Origin of the sequence: Microbacterium sp. BR1, from assembly GCF_002812725.1 — a bacterium.
GTDB lineage: Bacteria > Actinomycetota > Actinomycetes > Actinomycetales > Microbacteriaceae > Microbacterium.
The window spans coordinates 54,551-70,352 of the sequence record NZ_NMUN01000010.1; the positions used below are offsets into that span (position 1 = coordinate 54,551).

Annotated in this window: 15 protein-coding genes; 1 reads left to right on the forward strand and 14 read right to left on the reverse strand. The window is 66.7% G+C overall.

Going from position 1 to position 15,802, the window contains the following annotated elements; all coding sequences use genetic code 11:
- Positions 1-74 precede the first annotated feature (74 nt).
- Complete coding sequence (locus CGU35_RS16045; protein WP_100812485.1) at positions 75-1,934, forward strand: helix-turn-helix domain-containing protein; 1,860 nt, start codon at positions 75-77, stop codon at positions 1,932-1,934.
- Positions 1,935-1,946: 12 nt separating this feature from the next.
- Here CGU35_RS16045 and CGU35_RS16050 read toward each other — a convergent pair whose 3' ends face one another.
- The 14 genes from CGU35_RS16050 to hutU form a co-directional block, all read right to left on the reverse strand.
- The gene (locus CGU35_RS16050) at positions 1,947-2,309 is read right to left on the reverse strand and encodes a thioesterase family protein (protein WP_157814034.1); all 363 of its coding nucleotides are present in this window, start codon (positions 2,307-2,309) and stop codon (positions 1,947-1,949) included.
- On the reverse strand, positions 2,306-2,890 hold the full coding sequence (locus tag CGU35_RS16055) for an SDR family oxidoreductase (protein ID WP_198519621.1): 585 nt from the start codon (positions 2,888-2,890) through the stop codon (positions 2,306-2,308). Before CGU35_RS16055 ends, CGU35_RS16050 begins: the two co-directional genes overlap by 4 nt.
- Positions 2,877-3,083, reverse strand: coding sequence for an SDR family NAD(P)-dependent oxidoreductase (locus tag CGU35_RS18455; RefSeq protein WP_198519622.1), 207 nt, complete (start codon positions 3,081-3,083; stop codon positions 2,877-2,879). The genes CGU35_RS16055 and CGU35_RS18455 overlap by 14 nt, the downstream gene beginning before the upstream one ends.
- A 32-nt stretch (positions 3,084-3,115) precedes the next feature.
- Positions 3,116-3,880: an SDR family NAD(P)-dependent oxidoreductase gene (locus CGU35_RS16060; RefSeq protein ID WP_100812487.1), complete on the reverse strand. Its 765-nt coding sequence runs from the start codon at positions 3,878-3,880 to the stop codon at positions 3,116-3,118.
- Complete coding sequence (locus tag CGU35_RS16065; protein WP_157814035.1) at positions 3,877-4,812, reverse strand: ABC transporter permease subunit; 936 nt, start codon at positions 4,810-4,812, stop codon at positions 3,877-3,879. The genes CGU35_RS16060 and CGU35_RS16065 overlap by 4 nt, the downstream gene beginning before the upstream one ends.
- Before the next feature lie 68 nt (positions 4,813-4,880).
- Complete coding sequence (locus CGU35_RS16070) at positions 4,881-5,861, reverse strand: ABC transporter permease (RefSeq protein ID WP_100812489.1); 981 nt, start codon at positions 5,859-5,861, stop codon at positions 4,881-4,883.
- The gene (locus tag CGU35_RS16075) at positions 5,858-7,366 is read right to left on the reverse strand and encodes a sugar ABC transporter ATP-binding protein (RefSeq protein ID WP_198519623.1); all 1,509 of its coding nucleotides are present in this window, start codon (positions 7,364-7,366) and stop codon (positions 5,858-5,860) included. Before CGU35_RS16075 ends, CGU35_RS16070 begins: the two co-directional genes overlap by 4 nt.
- Before the next feature lie 46 nt (positions 7,367-7,412).
- A complete protein-coding gene (locus CGU35_RS16080) occupies positions 7,413-8,438 on the reverse strand; it encodes a sugar ABC transporter substrate-binding protein (RefSeq protein WP_157814036.1) in 1,026 nt (341 codons plus the stop codon).
- A 181-nt stretch (positions 8,439-8,619) separates the two neighbouring features.
- Positions 8,620-9,720, reverse strand: a complete 1,101-nt coding sequence (locus CGU35_RS16085) for a flavin reductase (protein WP_232711361.1) — start codon at positions 9,718-9,720, stop codon at positions 8,620-8,622.
- Positions 9,721-9,842: 122 nt separating this feature from the next.
- Entirely contained in the window at positions 9,843-10,400 is a 558-nt protein-coding gene (locus tag CGU35_RS16090) for a HutD/Ves family protein (protein WP_100812493.1), read from the reverse strand.
- Positions 10,397-11,563 (reverse strand): imidazolonepropionase, encoded by a 1,167-nt coding sequence (hutI, locus tag CGU35_RS16095; RefSeq protein WP_100812494.1) that lies wholly within the window; start codon positions 11,561-11,563, stop codon positions 10,397-10,399. Before hutI ends, CGU35_RS16090 begins: the two co-directional genes overlap by 4 nt.
- On the reverse strand, positions 11,560-12,855 hold the full coding sequence (locus CGU35_RS16100) for a formimidoylglutamate deiminase (RefSeq protein ID WP_232711363.1): 1,296 nt from the start codon (positions 12,853-12,855) through the stop codon (positions 11,560-11,562). The genes hutI and CGU35_RS16100 overlap by 4 nt, the downstream gene beginning before the upstream one ends.
- A complete protein-coding gene (locus tag CGU35_RS16105) occupies positions 12,852-14,045 on the reverse strand; it encodes an allantoate amidohydrolase (RefSeq protein WP_198519624.1) in 1,194 nt (397 codons plus the stop codon). Before CGU35_RS16105 ends, CGU35_RS16100 begins: the two co-directional genes overlap by 4 nt.
- Entirely contained in the window at positions 14,042-15,700 is a 1,659-nt protein-coding gene (gene hutU / locus CGU35_RS16110) for a urocanate hydratase (protein ID WP_100812496.1), read from the reverse strand. Before hutU ends, CGU35_RS16105 begins: the two co-directional genes overlap by 4 nt.
- Between the last annotated feature and the right edge of the window lie 102 nt (positions 15,701-15,802).

Genomic DNA, 15,802 nt, shown 5'->3' on the forward strand with positions numbered 1-15,802 from the left:
GGTCGTTACGTTACGGACCGACGCGGTCGTGAGCGCTGTCGCTTTGGACAGACATTCGCCCCTACGATGGCCGAATGGACAATCCCCCGGCCGACCGTCGCTCTGACGAGGTCTATCTTCAGGTGGTGTGGGAGCGCGTCTCAGCACGGGCCCCACTGTCGGAGACGCTCGATCTCGTCGCCGAGCGGATGGCCAGCGCGGTCGGTTTCACCTTCAGCGCCGTCATCCTGCCCAAAGGCGGTCAGTGGGACAAGCCGGAGTTGGCCGGCTCCTACTCGTTCCCGCAGGAGTACGCCCAGCACCTGACCGGGCTCTACGCGAACGAGCGCGCCGAGACGTTCTCCCCCACACAGCGGGCCGCGCGCAGCGGCCGGATGGTGGTGATCCGCGATATCCGGAGCGACGACGACTTCGCTCCGTGGCGCGAGTACGGGAAGCGCTTCGGATACGCCTCGCTCGTGTCGGCGCCGCTGATCATCGGCCAGAGCGTGATCGGGATCCTCAACGGCTACTGCAGCGTGCCCCGCGAGTACACCTCCTCGGAGCTGCAGACCGTTCGACGAATGGCCAGCCAGACAGCGATCGCCGTGGAGATGGCGACTCTCATCGAGCGCCAGGTCCGTGCGATCGACGATCTGACCAGCATCAACACCGAGTTGGAGCGCGAGCGACGACGCGAGGAGCTCGCCCGGATGATTCACGATCAGCTGACGCACGCTGCCGTGGCGGGGGCAGGTATCCCCCAGATCATCAGGGTGCTCGCCGATGTGACGGGCCGGGATGCCAGCTTCGTGGCGAAGGATGAGACGGTCACAGCGGTCGTCTCTGGCGATGACGCTCAGCTAACCGCTCTGAGCCGCTCCCTCTTCGACGAATCGACGCGCGCAGGCGACAGAAGGGAGCGTGACAAATCCGAGCTCCGAGCCGACCTCGGAGTGATGACGGCTCCCGTTGTCGTTGACGGCGAGCGAATCGGATTGGTGGTCGGGGCATTGCCCTCGGAGGGGCATGAGGATCTCGATCGGCGCGCCGTCGAGCACGCCGCATCCATCCTCGCCCTCGAGTCGGCGCGACAGCGCATCGCACGGGCCACCGAAGAAAGGCTCAACGCGGACTTCCTCATGGACCTGGTCAACGGCCGGGGAGGGGGTCTCGAACGGATGGAGAGCCGCGCCCAGTATCACGGCATCTCCCCCAAGGTGCCATACCGGATCATGGTGGTCGAGCTCGACGGATGGGATGCGCTCCTGCGTCGCGAGCGTCCCTCGACGCGCGTCGCGGATCAATTGCTGCAACGGCTGCTCTCTGCCATCAGCACCACGGCGAAGCTGCGGATCGCCGGTTGCCTGGTCAGTCACGTCGAAGACCGGGTGACGATCGCTGCGCCCGCCGGGGAGGAAGGCGGATACGAGGCCTTCGAGTCGGTCTTCGCCGACATGCTCTACGCGGTTATGCGGATCACACCCCAGGTCGGCCTCCAGTCCGGTCTCGGAGCTGTAGCCGAACGTCTTGACGGCTTCGCCGCCTCGCATCGTGGCGCCTTCGAGGCGCTGACGGTGCTGCAACGCATCGGCCGGCCGAACCAGATCCTCGCCTCAGAGCAGCTCGGCGTGATCGGTCTCCTGCTCACCAGCTCCCAGCCCGACGACCTGCGCCGCCTGTCTCGGCAGATCCTCGACCCGATCGCGCGGAAGGACAGCGAGTCGGGCGGCGCGCTGCTGGAAACATTGTTCTGCATGCTCGACTGCAACCTGCACCTCGCACGCACCGCGTCACGGATGTTCGTCCACATCAACACTGTCAAGTACCGGATGCGACGGCTTCAGGAGCTGTTCGATATCGACGTCAACGACCCACAGCAACTCGTGGAACTGACGATCGCGCAGATGATTCACCGCCTGGAGAACCCGATGGTGACCCGCAGGCTCGAGTGAGCGCGGATACCCCTAGGGCTGCTCCAGCGCGCCGACGCCCTCTGGCACGAAGCGCGTGTGCCGGCAGCGTCCGATCACGCGGTCACCGGCGGTGGCCTCGATCTCGAACTCCGCTCGCCGCCCTCGCGCCGACGTCAGTTCGGCGCGGACCCGCACCACTTCACCGATCTTCGCGCCGGCGAGATGGTGCAACTCGACGATCGTCCCCAGAGACGGGTGAACGCCGTGGGCACGCAGCACCGCGGCCGCAGCATCCTCGCACCATGCAACCAGGCGGGGAGTGCCGAGCACGTCGACTCCGGAGTTACCGAAGGCGGCGGCGGTGTCGCCGCCGCCGATGGTCCGGACGATCGTGGCAGTCGTCGTCGCGCTCACTGCGCCAACCACCCGCCGTCGAGCGCCAGTGCGTGACCGGTGACGAACGACGCGGCTGGTGAGCATAACCACACCGCGCCGGCCGCGATCTCCTCCGGGGTGCCGAGCCGACCGATGGGCTCACGCGCGACGTACTGTCGTCCCACGGCCTCGGGATCGTCGGGGTCCACGTCCATCCAGAACTGCTCGAGCTGCGGCGTCCGGGTGGCACCGGGGCATATCGCGTTGATGCGGAGTCCGCTCTGCGCATAGTCCAAGGCAGCCGCCCTCGTCAGGCCCACCACTCCGTGCTTGGTGGCGACGTACGCGGCCATCCCCTCCACCGCCACGAGTCCGAAAGTGGACGCCGTGTTGACGATCGCGGCGCCGGGCACGTCGCGCATCACCTGGATCTCCTCGCGCAGACACGCCCACATCGCCGTCAGGTTGAGAGCGACCAGACGGTCCCACTCCTGCCGCGTGTAATCCGCCAGTAGCGTCGGACTTCCCCCGTGCCCGGCGTTGTTGTGTGCGTAATCCAGCGTGCCGTATGACTCGATCGCGGCGCCGACCATCCTCGCCACGTCGTCATCGAGCGTCACGTCCGCCCCGCACGAAGCGTGCTTCACCGCCATCAGCGACGATGAGCTCGGCGGTCTCCTCGCCGGCAGCGCGAGCAACGTCGACGACAACCACCGCGCACCCGGCCGCGGCGAATGCTCGCGCGGAGGCGCGACCAATCCCTGAACCGGCTCCGGTGACCAGCGCGACCTTTCCGCTCATCTCCTGTGTCATTTGTTTCTCCTCGTACGTTCCGCGATCCGCAATCAGCGGATCAGGTGTCCACCGTCGACGGCGAGACCGTGTCCCGTCACGAACGACGCGGCGTCTGAACATAGCCACGCGGCCGCTTCGCCGACCTCCCGCCCGGTTCCCAGGCGACCGATGGGGTGAGAATCCACCATGGCCTGCAGCGCCACCGGATCACCCCCGGTGAACCCCCGGGGCATCGAAGTGTCGATGACACCCGGCAGCAGGGCGTTGACTCGCACACCCGCTGCGCTGAACTCCAGCGCAGCGGACTGAGTCAGGCCGAGGACGGCGTGTTTGGACGCGGCGTATGCGGACATTCGCGGGGCGCCGACCACTCCGAGCCCGGACGAGGCGTTCACGATCGAACCACCGCCGCTTTCGAGCATCGCCGGGATCTGCGCGCGCATCGCGTTCCACGTGCCCATGACGTTGACCTCCATCGTCAGGCGCATGTCCTGCTCTGAGGTCTCGAGGAGGGTTGCACCGCGCCCACCGACGCCGGCGTTGTTGAAGGCGCAATCCAGGCTGCCGAAGGCGGTCATCGCCTGTTCGACGACACGGCTCATATCGTCGACGCTGGTGACGTCAGCCACAACCGCGATCGCCCGGGCTCCCATTCGCGCCAGCCGACGGGCGGTATCCAGGGCGGAACTCTCATCTTGGTCAACGGCGACGACGGCGGCACCGCGCTCGGCGAAGACGATCGCGGCATCGGCGCCGATGCCTCGACCGGCACCGGTGATGATCGCCGTCTTGCCCGTCAGCGTTCCGAAACTCATGCCGCGTTCCTTTCTTTCGGCCTGCGAGCGCCGGCGAGAATTCGGCGCGAGCGGATGCGGAGGATGAATCCCGGGGCGCTGATCGTGACGGCGATCGCAAGGAGCATGCCCATGACCAGATCCAGTACCCAGTTGGGGCTCGCTATGCTCGCGAACGCCGCCCGGAAAGCGGCGAGGGCGAGCGCCCCGCCGACGATCCCCCAGACACTGCCGATCCCACCGGTGATGGCGATCCCCCCGATGAGTACAGCCGTCGTGGCGAAGACGAGCGGCCCGAGGCCCGGGTTGGCGACCGCCGCCGCGAGCACGAAAGCGTTGGCGGCACCCGCCAGCCCTGCGAGCATGCCGGATGTCATGAAAACGCCGACGAGAATTCCATCCGTTCGCACGCCGACGACGCGACTGGTGCGGCGGTCGGCACCCACTGCCCGTAGATCCCGGCCGACAGTCGTATACCGCAGCAGCAGCCAGGCAAAGACGAAGATGCCGAACACGACGAGCGACTGCACGGAGAACACCGAGAGCACCGGCGTGCTCAGGACCATGCTCAGCGGGATGTTGTCGATCTGAACCGTCCGACTGCCGCCGACCGTCTGCGTCAGCCCGAGCAGGATGAGGTACCCGCCGAGAGTGACGGCCATGGAGTCGATGCCGATGCGCGTGATCACCAGGCCCTGGACGAGACCGGATATCGCACCGACGAGTACCGCCGCGCCGACGCCGAGCAGTGGATTATCGGCCCCGAGCACGGCGGCGAGCATGCCGCCGAGGCCGTACATTCCGAGCACCGAGATGTCGTACTCCCCGCTCAGCACGGTCAGACCCAGGGCGAGTGCGACGAGGCCGTACGTCGCGAAAGTCTGCAGCAAGGAGTAGACCGTATAGCTCGTGACCTGCCCTCCCATCGCGAGCGGCAGCGCAATCACTGCCACCGCCCCCAGGATGACCGCGATGATCGGACTCCATACCGGGGCCCCCCAACGAGCGCGTCCGCGCACAGTCATCTCAGCCACCTCCTCCACACGTGAAGACACACGATTGCGAGGAAGACGACGATTCCTCTGACGAGCAGTTGCACACCGGTAGACAGCGCGGCCAGAAGCAGGATGTTCGAAATCACGGCGATCACGAGTGCACCGGCGACGGAGCGGTAGATGGCACCTGCGCCGCCGGCGATCGCCATGCCTCCGAGCAGGACGGCAGCGATGGCGTCCCAGGTGAAGGTCTCGCTGGTGAGCAACGTCGCGTTACGTTGCGCGGCCCCGAGAAACACTCCAGCGATCCCCGCACATGCACCGGCCCACGCGAATGCCGTCGTGGCGACGACCGTCACCCGGAGTCCCCCGGCGCGCGCCGCACGGCGGTTGGCTCCCACGAGCACGAGTTCGCGGCCCAAACGTGTGCGACGCGACCAGAGTTCGGCGGCGACGACGAGCACGACGAGCACGAAAGTCGCCACCGGTAATCCGAGAGGCGTGGCCGTGAGGAAGTCGAAGTCGACGCCACTCGGGGGATAGACCGTGGACTGACCCGTGAGCCACTGGGCGACCCCCAGCTGTAGGATCCCGAACGCGATCGTGACCACGATGGGGTTGGCTCCGAATGCTCCGATGATGGCACCCTGCATCGCGCACACGACTGTGGCGACGATGAGTGTGACGACGATGCCCCCGGGCACGCCATACGTGAGCGCGCTCAGGAAGACCATCGAACTGATCACGACCGTCGTTCCGAGCGATGTGGAGATGATGTTCCCTGAAAGCGTCACGAATGACATGCCGACTGCCACGATGCCGATGAGCGTCATGCTCGACAGGATGGCGCGCGCGTTGGCGATCGTGGCGAACCCGGGGACGAGTGAGGAGGCACCGATGACGAGACCGGCGACGATGACAACGACGACGATGAGCGGGAGCCAGCGGCGCCCGGCGGAAGCGTGATCGGTGACGGTTGCAGCGAGCCCCGCCGACTGGACGGTCATACAATGACCTCGTCGAGCGTCGCGCCGGTCATTTCCGCGAGAAGGTGGCGCGCATCGACGTCAGCGCGTGGCCGCACCGACTGCACGCGAGCGGAGAAGAGGGTGACCACCGTATCCGAGAGGTCAAGGATCTCGTCCAGCTCGCTCGAGGCGAACAGCACGCAAACGCCCTCTTCGGCCGCCGAACGGATCAGGGCGTGAATCTCCGCCCGGCCGCTCACGTCGACACCTCGCGTGGGCTCGTCAAGGAGCAACAGACGCATACCCGGCCTTTCTAGAGCGCGACCGAGGAATACCTTCTGCTGGTTGCCTCCACTCAGCCCGCGGACGGCGGATGCTCTCCGTCCCGTCAGACCGATGAGTGAAGATATCCGCTCGGTGACTGAGCGAGCGGCGGAACCGTCAATGATGCCCAGCCGCGAGATCGTGGCCAATCGGGTGGCCAATATGTTGGCGTCTACCGTCTGATCGAGGAAGAGACCTTCGTGTTTCCGATCGTTTCCGACGAACTCCACTCCCGCGTCCTGCATGGCTGTGCGCGATCGTAGCGGGACGTTCTTGCCGTCTAATTCCAGGGAGCCCTCGGCGGTGTGGCTCAGGCCTGCCAGCGCCGTGAGCAGTTCGGTGGCGCCGCTTCCGAGTTGTCCCGCGATGCCGACGATCTCTCCCGGCGCTATGTCGAGGTCGAACCCGGAGATCATCGGCAGGGAGCCGATGCCGCGTAACCGGACGGTCGGTGGCTCCGCCCTGTCGTGTCGTCTCAGAGAAACCGACGTCTCGGCGTGGGGTGCGCCGAACATGTGCGCAACGAGTTCTCGGCGTGTGAGCTCACCCACCGGCGCCGTGACGACACGCTTGCCATCGCGCAGCACAGTGACGGCGTCGCACAGTGTCAGAACCTCGCCGAGCCGGTGGGAGACGAACAGGACGCTGGTGCCCGCGTCGGCGATGTTTCTTACAGCGGCGAACACGTGTTCGATCTCCGCTTCGCTGAGGGTAGCTGTGGGCTCGTCGAGGATGAGGATCTTGGCGTCTCTGCCCAGCGCCCTCGCGATCTCAAGCAGCTGACGCTGCCCGAGCGAGAGTTCACTGACGGGCGTTGACGGATCGAGGCTTGCGAGCCCGACGCGGGCGAGGACTTCCTGCGCTCGCCGGCGGAGACGTCCGCGATGCACGATCCACGACGTTCGCCCACCGCCGAGAGCGAGGTTGTCGCTGGCGCTGAGGGCATCCACCACGCTCAGCTCCTGGTCGACGAGCGCCACGCCAGCGGCTTGGGCTGCCCGCGGATCCCGGAACTCGACCTCCTCCCCATCGATGTACATGGTCCCGACGGTGGGCGGGACGATCCCCGCGAGGATCTTGATGAGTGTGCTCTTGCCGGCGCCGTTATGACCGCACAGCCCGTGGATCTCGCCCGGGCGAAGGGCGAGATCCACGGACTGGAGCGCGGTGAAAGTTCCGTACCGCTTGGTCATCCCGACGAGGTGAAGTCGATCGTGCATGTCCGGCATCTTTGCTCCCCCTCGTAACGACTATGTTCCGGTACTGCTACGGGCAGAGACCCGCGTCGAGGATCTCCTGCGCGTTGGCCACGGTCACCCGCGTCTCAGGAGCCTGCTGTCGCTTGGGCAGCTGCTCCCCCCCGAAGTAGGAGATGACCTGCTCCACGACGAACTCGCCCTCCTCGTAGGGAGACTGCGTGGCGGTGCCGTACTGCTCGCCGGCCAAAATGGACTCGATTCCCACCTGGTAGCAGTTGGATCCGGTTACGATCAGGCCATCCGACCCGACCTCCAGGCCTGCCTGCTTTGCCGCTTGGATGATTCCGGCCGCTTGATTGTCCGCCATCCCATACGCGGCCTGGATACCGCCCTGCCCCTGGTACTGCGCGAAGAGCTGCTCTGCGATGCGCTGTGTGGTCGCCTGGTCCCAGTTACCGTCCTCGATCGCGACGATCTCGTAACCGGGATGCTCACCGATCTTCTCCTCGAAGGCCTCCATGCGTACGCCGACCTGCTCCAGGCTCTGCGTACCCGTGATAGCGATGATCTTCGCCTCCTCGAGCCCCTGCGCCTGAAGCCCCTCGATGATGTTCTCCGCGGCGAAGGTCCCGAGTGCAACATGATCCGCCTCGATGGATGCGGTGACATACTCCTCGGTCTCACCAGGCGGGTCGGACAGGTTGAAGACAGGGATGCCCGCCTGCTGTGCCCGGCTGAGCGCGGGAATCGTGGCCTGGAAGTCGACGGCGAGCAGGAGGATGAGATCGGGTGCCGCCGCGACGGCCTGCTCGAGGTTACGGACCTCGAGCTCGACGTCATAGGGGTCCTGCAGGTAAGTCACGTCGGCGCCCTGCTCCTCGAGTCCTTCGATGATCGTCGCATTGTGCGCCTTGGCCCACGGATTCACGTCGCCCGCACCTACGAGGTAGATGTCCTTGCCAGCGAGGGCGCCGCCATCGGCGGACGGAGAGGGCGCGCCGCCTGTCGACGCGCAAGCTGTCACCAGAGTGGATGTGACGACGATGGCTGCTGCAGCCAGAACTGCCCGGGTTCGGGTTCGGGAACGTTCCATGATTGAACGCCTCTCATTGTCGGTGTTGCTGTGGAATCGGCGGGCCGGCCCAGTGGGCCCTCGAGCACCGAACGCCTCTCGACAAGGACGTGTCCCGACAGTAGCCGCGTACCCGCTCGATACGTCTTGTGTAGGGAGACAAGAAGCGGCGCGCTGTTGGTCGTTGTAGACAGCGACCCCCTCATATGAAGCCACCGCGGTGTCGCACGGCTCGAATTGCGGCCGCCTTGACCCGAGTTCCGTGCTGGGCGATCGCCTCGCTCGCAACGCGAGCATCACCGCGGAGCGCGGCATCGGCGACAACGACCAGATCGCGGTTGTCCAGAAACTCCGTCCACTCCTCGCCCGTGAGCGTCGCAGACCAGACCGACGATATGTCGAGCTTGCGAAAGGCCGAGAGCAGATGAGGGGAGCCCGAGAAAGCGATGAGCGCCTCGTGGAACTGTGCGCTCGCCGCGAGAAAAGCTCCAAGATCGTGCCCTTCGCGGGCAGCTTCAAGAGCCGCAACATGACGAGACAGACTGTCGGCTCGGCCCCCCGAACTCGTGCCGTAGGCCTCCAGCACACCAACCTCCATAGCTGTGCGCGCATCGGTGATTCCGGCTATCGACTCGACCGTCAACGGCGCTGGGAAAAAGGACCCCGCCGCATCTCTCGTGACCAGGTTCTCCGCCCAGAGTCGGATGAGCGCCGAACGCACCGACGCCACCGATCCTCGCACAGCCGCCGACAGTTCGTCCGGATCCAAATGCTCGCCGACAGCGGTCCGGCGGCGCATGACCCACTCGCGCACGGCCTCGTAGACGTCCTGGTCGCTCTCCTCGGTGAAACTGCCGAGCCGTCCGCGAAAGTAGGTGAGGGGTTCGCCGGGCTGCGTACCGGCATGACGGACTCGACCAAGGAAAACCGTGTGGGTTCCACCGATCGCGGTCTCCTCCACATCGCACACGATCGTGGCGATCGCACCGTTCAACGTCGGGATGCCCTCGAAGGTCGACACCGGCACGCCGTCGAACTTGTCATCGCCCTTCTTCGCGAACCTGTATGCCAAATCGGACTGGTTGCGGGCCAATATGCTCACTCCGAAGCGACCCTCTGCCGCGATCGCGTCGTGGGTGGCGCTCGTCCGGTTGAGGCAGACGAGCATCATCGGCGGTTCTAGCGAGAGCGACGACACGGCGGAAGCCGTGGTGCCGAAAGGGCGGCCTTCGACGTGAGCGGTGATGACGGTCACCCCGGAGGCGAAGTGCCCCGCGACCGCGCGGAAGGTTTCCGTCGGCACGCCCTGCCCCACCATCGCTGACCTCGATCCTGCTGGCTGTATACCGGCATCCCGACGTTACTCGCGTGCCTGCTTGATCGGGTCTGTCCAGAACGACAACGCGTCCTGCATGCCTTGTCGTTTCAGACACTTGAGTTAGCCGTCATCCGCGCGACCGCGAAATGTGAATCGTTCGCGTCGAGCGGTTTCTCCCCCGGCTCGAAGAGCACAGCATCCAGCCGGCCGAGCAGCAAACCGCCGATCGCGGCACCGTCGTGCAATGCGAGCACAATCACCCACTCAGACAGACCCGGAGCAGCTCCCCCGCGATCCTCCTTCCCGGATACGGCGAGAACAGCGCCTCCCCAAGTCGGAGCGAAGATGACGTTGAGCACGAGGCGGGGCCGCGCCGGACGACGGACGCAGGTAGCGCTCTGCCCATCGAACTCGAGCACCTCATGCGGTCTGAGTTCCCGGACACGGCCATCGACTCGAAGCGAAAGGGAACCGTCCAGCGGCGTCAGTAGCCGACGGTGCCCAGGAAAGGCGGAGAAGGGGCCGCCGTCCGCGACTGTCGCGATGCTGACGCGCCAGTCCCATCCGCTGGGAGCGGTGCTCATGTGCGTAGCGACTTCGCTCGTCACACCGCGGCCGTTTGCCCACGGCTGGGTCGTGCGCTCGTCCGCCCGCAGTATCCTCATGCCGATCCGCGTCGAACCCGCACACCCCCACGCCACACGGCCGGAAGGGAGGGCACACCCGGCCTGTAGGCGAGATGGGACACCGAGGGAGCCTCGAGCAGTTGCAGATCGGCACGAGCTCCGACCGCCACCACTCCGATCGCGTCTTCGCCTGTGTCCCGACCGAGCGCGCGGGCTGCTCCCCGAGTTGCGGCGTCGACTGCCTCCCCCACCGAGAGGCCCATCTGTAGCACGGCGGTGGCAATGCAATAGGGCATCGAGGTGGTGAACGAGCTGCCAGGGTTACAGTTCGTGGCTATTGCCAGGGCGGCTCCGGCGTCGAGCAGCCGACGCGCCGGGGCGAGTGGCTGACGCGTCGACAGGTCGCAGGCGGGGAGGACGGTCGCGACAGTGCGCGACGCCGCGAGCATCTCGACATCGTCCGCGCTGAGGTGATTGCAGTGGTCCACGCTCGCCGCACCCAGTTCGACCGCCAGCGCGACACCACCGCTATGTCCGAGTTGGTTGCCATGCACGTGCAGGCGCAACCCCGCGTCCCGTCCGGCGAGGAGGATCTCGCGGGACTCTTCCACCGTGAATGCGCCCTCCTCACAGAAGACGTCCATGGCATCCACGAACGGGCGGACCTCGGCCAGCATTTGACCACACACCAGACGGACGTAATCCCTCCGATCGACGCCCTGGGGTACGACGTGTGCGCCGAGGAACGTCACGGTGTCGGCGACCTGCCGGGACACCTGTGCCAGCCGTCTCTCCGACGGCGCGTCCAGACCGTAGCCGGTCTTGGTCTCGAGAAAGGTCGTGCCCTGCCGTTCCGCTTCGTCGCGGATGCGCAGCGCGGCTCGGAGCAGGTTCTCGTCCGTCGCCGCCCTCGTCGCCGCCACGGTCGTGCCGATACCACCGGCGGAGTACGGTGTGCCCGCCATCCGTGACTCGAACTCGGCGGCCCTGTCGCCCGCGAACACTGTGTGCGTGTGGATGTCGACCCAGCCGGGAAGCAGCGCGCGCCCTTCCGCGTCGGTGCGAGTGTCGGCGGCAGGAGCGTCGCGGGCCGAACCGATCCAGGCGACGCGGCCGCCTTCGAGGACGATGGCCGCATCAACCAGGCGCCCCCTGTCGGTATTGGTCGTGAGCTCGCCGATGTTCGTGATCACTTCGCTCACTGCAGGGCCGCCAGTGCCTCGGCCATGATCTCAGCGGGGTCTTCACCCGACGTCAGCTTTCCGGTATCCGCCACGACGCGCCCGCCGACGACGACCCGCGCCACGTCCGTGCCGGTCGCGACGAAGACGAGCTGATCGGGTCGGGCGCCCACCGTTCGCACCGACGAGGTCCGAACTTCCACGAGATCACACGGACCGCCCACGTTCAGCGGACCGATGCGGTGTCCCAATGATCTGTACCCGTTGACCGTTGAGGCAGACAGGACATCAGCGGGGCTGAACCGGCCTCGCAGCCCGGAACGTAGCCGCTCCTGCATCTCCAGGCCACGCATTTCGAGGAAGGGGTCGACCACGGCGTTCTGGTCGGAACCGAGAGCGATGCGAGCACCGTCGGCGGCCAGCCGGTGGGCCGGGCCGATGCCGTCACCGAGATCGGCCTCGGTCGTCGGGCACATCACGACGGTCACCTCGGCAGCTCCCAGCAGCGCGATGTCCTCGTCTGTCAGATGGGTGGCGTGCACGACGCTCATTCGCTCATCCAGCACGCCTGCGTCGAACAGGATCTGTGTCGGCGAAGCGCCGTACGCCGCGAGAGAGTCCGCGTTCTCCTGCGGTTGCTCCGACAGGTGGATGTGCAGCGGGACGTCCGGGGGCAGCTCGCCCGCGATCTCGACGATCGCCTCCGGCGGCACGGCACGGACGGAGTGAAGCGCCGCACCGACACCGCGGTGACGACGCGCGAGCGCATTCCACCGATCGAGGTAGCCGCGCGCATCGCCGTCGCCGAAGCGCCGCTGCTGCGGTCCAAGCGGGCGCGCGACACCGCCGGCGAGGTAGGCGGCGTCCAGGAGGGTCAGGCGTATGCCGACACTTTCGGCCGCGGAGATGAGGGCATCCTCCATCGCGAACGGGTACGGCTCGCCATCCGGTCGGTGGTGGACGTAGTGGAACTCGCCGACCGCGGTGTAGCCAGTGACCAGCATCTCGGCGAAGACCGCACGCGCCAGCGCCTGGTACCGCTCTGGGGTCAGCGCCGCCGCCGCCGCGTACATCTTGTCGCGCCATTGCCAGAAGTCGCCGCCGTCAGCGTGGGTTCGTCCGCGCAGCACGCGATGAAAGGCATGCGAGTGAGCGTTGGCACTCCCGGGGAGCGCAGTGCCGAGGACGAGGTCTGATCCGCGCGGTTCCACTCCGATCTCCACCGCCGTTACTGCGCCACGCGCGTCCAGCCGGTACCGCACACCGTCCCGCACGCCGCTGGCATCGATCACCCTCTCGCACCAGACGCTCACAGCAGGCTCCGCAGTACACGCTCGAGCGCGGCGATGCCCGCCAGACAGTCGTCCAACTCCGCCCATTCCTCCGGTGCGTGCGATATCCCGGTGGGGTTGCGAACGAAGATCATCGCGGTCGGCACGCGATCGGCAAGGATACCGGCGTCATGCCCTGCCCCGCTGGGAAGGATCGGGGCCTCATCGAGCGTGGCTGCTACCTGCCGTGCGAGATCCGGGTCGAACCGGACCTCGGGCGTCCACGAGTCCTCATGGAACCGGTCGGCGCCCACGCGCTCGGCGATGTCGGCGACGAGGGCACGAGTGGCCTGATCCGACTCCGCCCGGGCGTCGAGCCACATCGTCACCGAGGAGGCGATCACGTTCGATCCTCCCGGGTTGGCGGAGATGCGCCCCACGGTGGCGCGGGCACCGGGATGCTCCAGTGCTGCCTCCTGCACCGACAGCACGGCCCGCGCCGCAGCGATCATCGGGTCGTCGCGTTCGCGCATGGCCGTTGCTCCGGCGTGGTTTCCCTGGCCGCTGAAGGTAAGTGTCCAGCGCCCGTGGGCAAGAATACTGCTGGCGACCGCGGTGGCCGAACCGAGTTCGATCAGGCCCCTGCCCTGCTCGACGTGCAGTTCGATGAACAGGGCGATTCGCTCCAACGCGGCCTGGTCAGGCCCCATACCGCTGGTATCGAATCCCACCCGGCGCGCCGCCTCGGCGAACGACACTCCGGCCTCGTCGGTGAGAGCCCGAGCTCGGTTCGGATCCAGTCGCCCTGTCATGAGCGCCGAGCCGAGGCAGGCGACACCGAATCTCGAACCCTCCTCCTCGGCGAAGACGATGACGGCGAGCGGACGCGACGGTCGCAACCCGGATTTTTTCAGCGCGGCCACCGCCTCGAGAGCGCTGATGACGCCGAGCGGGCCATCGAACGGTCCACCCCCGGGAACGGAGTCCAGGTGGCTACCCGTGGCGATCGCGTTGGGCCCGGGAATGCCCCACCACGCCCAGATATTGCCGTTGCGGTCGTGCTCGACATCCAGCCCCAGACGTTGGGCGCGCTCGACGAACCACGCTCTCAGTTCCATGTCGGCCGGCTGCCAGAGGGACCGTGAGTAACCACCGCGCCGCGAGTCTCGACCAATCTGCGCGATCTCCCGCATCCCGGTGAGCTGATCGCCGCTGCGCATCGTCGTGCTCATTCCCACATCGGTACCCGCAGCCCGCGCTCGCGCGCGACCTGCGCTGCACGCTCGTAACCGGCGTCGACATGGCGCATCACGCCCGATCCCGGATCGTTGGTGAGCACCCGCTCGATCTTCGCGGCGGCGAGTTCGGTGCCGTCGGCGACGACGACCTGTCCCGCATGGATGCTTCTGCCGATGCCGACACCGCCCCCGTGATGGATCGAAACCCACGTCGCGCCGCTCGCGGTGTTCAGGAGTGCGTTGAGGAGCGGCCAGTCGGCGATCGCATCGGAACCGTCCGCCATCGCTTCGGTCTCGCGATAGGGCGACGCGACCGATCCGGAGTCCAGGTGGTCGCGCCCGATGACCATGGGGGCCGAGAGCTCACCGGAGGCAACCATCTCGTTGAATCGCAGTCCGGCGAGGTGGCGCTCTTTGTAACCCAGCCAGCAGATGCGCGCCGGCAGGCCCTCGAAGTGCACCTTTTCTGCCGCTGCCGTGATCCACCGACGCAGCTTCTCGTCCTCAGGGAACAACTTCAGGATGGCCGCGTCGGTCGCCGCGATGTCGCGCGGGTCGCCCGATAGCGCTGCCCAGCGGAAGGGGCCCATGCCCTCGGCGAACAGTGGACGGATATAAGCAGGCACGAACCCCGGGAACGCGAAGGCGCGCTCGTAACCACCCAGCTGTGCCTCGGCGCGGATGGAGTTGCCGTAGTCGAAGACTTCCGCGCCGATGTCTTGGAATTCCACCATCGCCTGGACCTGCTTGGCCATCGACGCCCGTGCGCGCCGCGTGAACTCCTCGGGGTCGGCGGCGGCTGCCGACCATTCCTCCAGCGTGACACCTTCGGGAAGATAGCTCAGCGGATCGTGAGCGGAGGTCTGGTCGGTGACGATATCGACAGCCACTCCCCGGCGGAGGATAGCGGGGAAGACCTCTGCGGCGTTGCCGACCAGTCCCACCGACAGCGCGCGTCGCTCCGCCTTGGCGGCGAGGACCTGAGCGAGCGCATCGTCCAGGTCGTGGGTCATCTGATCGAGGTACCCATGGTCGACGCGCCGTGCGAGGCGGGCGGGGTCGACGTCGACGATCAGAACGGCACCGCCATTGAGTGTCACAGCGAGTGGCTGCGCGCCTCCCATACCGCCCGCTCCACCGGTCAGCGTGAGCGTCCCGGCAAGTGTCCCCCCGAACCGCTTCGCGGCGACGGCCGCGAAGGTCTCGTACGTACCTTGCAGGATGCCTTGGGTTCCGATGTAGATCCACGATCCGGCAGTCATCTGCCCGTACATGGTCAGCCCCAACGCCTCGAGACGCCGAAACTGCGGCCACGTTGCCCAATCGCCGACCAGATTCGAGTTGGCGATCAGCACGCGCGGCGCCCATTCATGGGTTCGGAAGACCCCGACCGGCTTGCCGGACTGCACCAGCAGGGTCTCGTCTGCTTCGAGCTCCTCGAGGGTGCGTACGATTGCGTCGTATGCCTCCCAGTTCCGGGCGGCCTTACCGGTGCCTCCATAGACGACCAGTTCCGCTGGGCGCTCGGCGACCTCCGGGTCCAGGTTGTTCATCAGCATCCGCAGGGGCGCTTCGGTCTGCCAGCTCTTGGCTGTCAGCGTCGCCCCGCGGGCGGCGCGGACGACTCGTTCAGAATCCGTTCGGGTCATACTTCCATCTGAACCGCTCCGTCGGGCGCGCGGGAGTCCATAGAGGAAGGCGTCGTCTCATATATGAGACGACGGTCGTCGGAACACACGCTGTGCCGCTGG

Bases quoted from the DNA above. Each gene is read 5' to 3' on its own strand.
- CGU35_RS16045 (WP_100812485.1), top strand. From the start codon at position 75: ATGGACAATCCCCCGGCCGACCGTCGCTCTGACGAGGTCTATCTTCAG.
- CGU35_RS18455 (WP_198519622.1), bottom strand. From the start codon at position 3,083: ATGACACAGGAGATGAGCGGAAAGGTCGCGCTGGTCACCGGAGCCGGT.
- CGU35_RS16060 (WP_100812487.1), bottom strand. From the start codon at position 3,880: ATGAGTTTCGGAACGCTGACGGGCAAGACGGCGATCATCACCGGTGCC.
- CGU35_RS16070 (WP_100812489.1), bottom strand. From the start codon at position 5,861: ATGACCGTCCAGTCGGCGGGGCTCGCTGCAACCGTCACCGATCACGCT.
- CGU35_RS16075 (WP_198519623.1), bottom strand. From the start codon at position 7,366: ATGCACGATCGACTTCACCTCGTCGGGATGACCAAGCGGTACGGAACT.
- CGU35_RS16080 (WP_157814036.1), bottom strand. From the start codon at position 8,438: ATGGAACGTTCCCGAACCCGAACCCGGGCAGTTCTGGCTGCAGCAGCC.
- CGU35_RS16090 (WP_100812493.1), bottom strand. From the start codon at position 10,400: ATGAGGATACTGCGGGCGGACGAGCGCACGACCCAGCCGTGGGCAAAC.
- CGU35_RS16105 (WP_198519624.1), bottom strand. From the start codon at position 14,045: ATGAGCACGACGATGCGCAGCGGCGATCAGCTCACCGGGATGCGGGAG.
- hutU (WP_100812496.1), bottom strand. From the start codon at position 15,700: ATGACCCGAACGGATTCTGAACGAGTCGTCCGCGCCGCCCGCGGGGCG.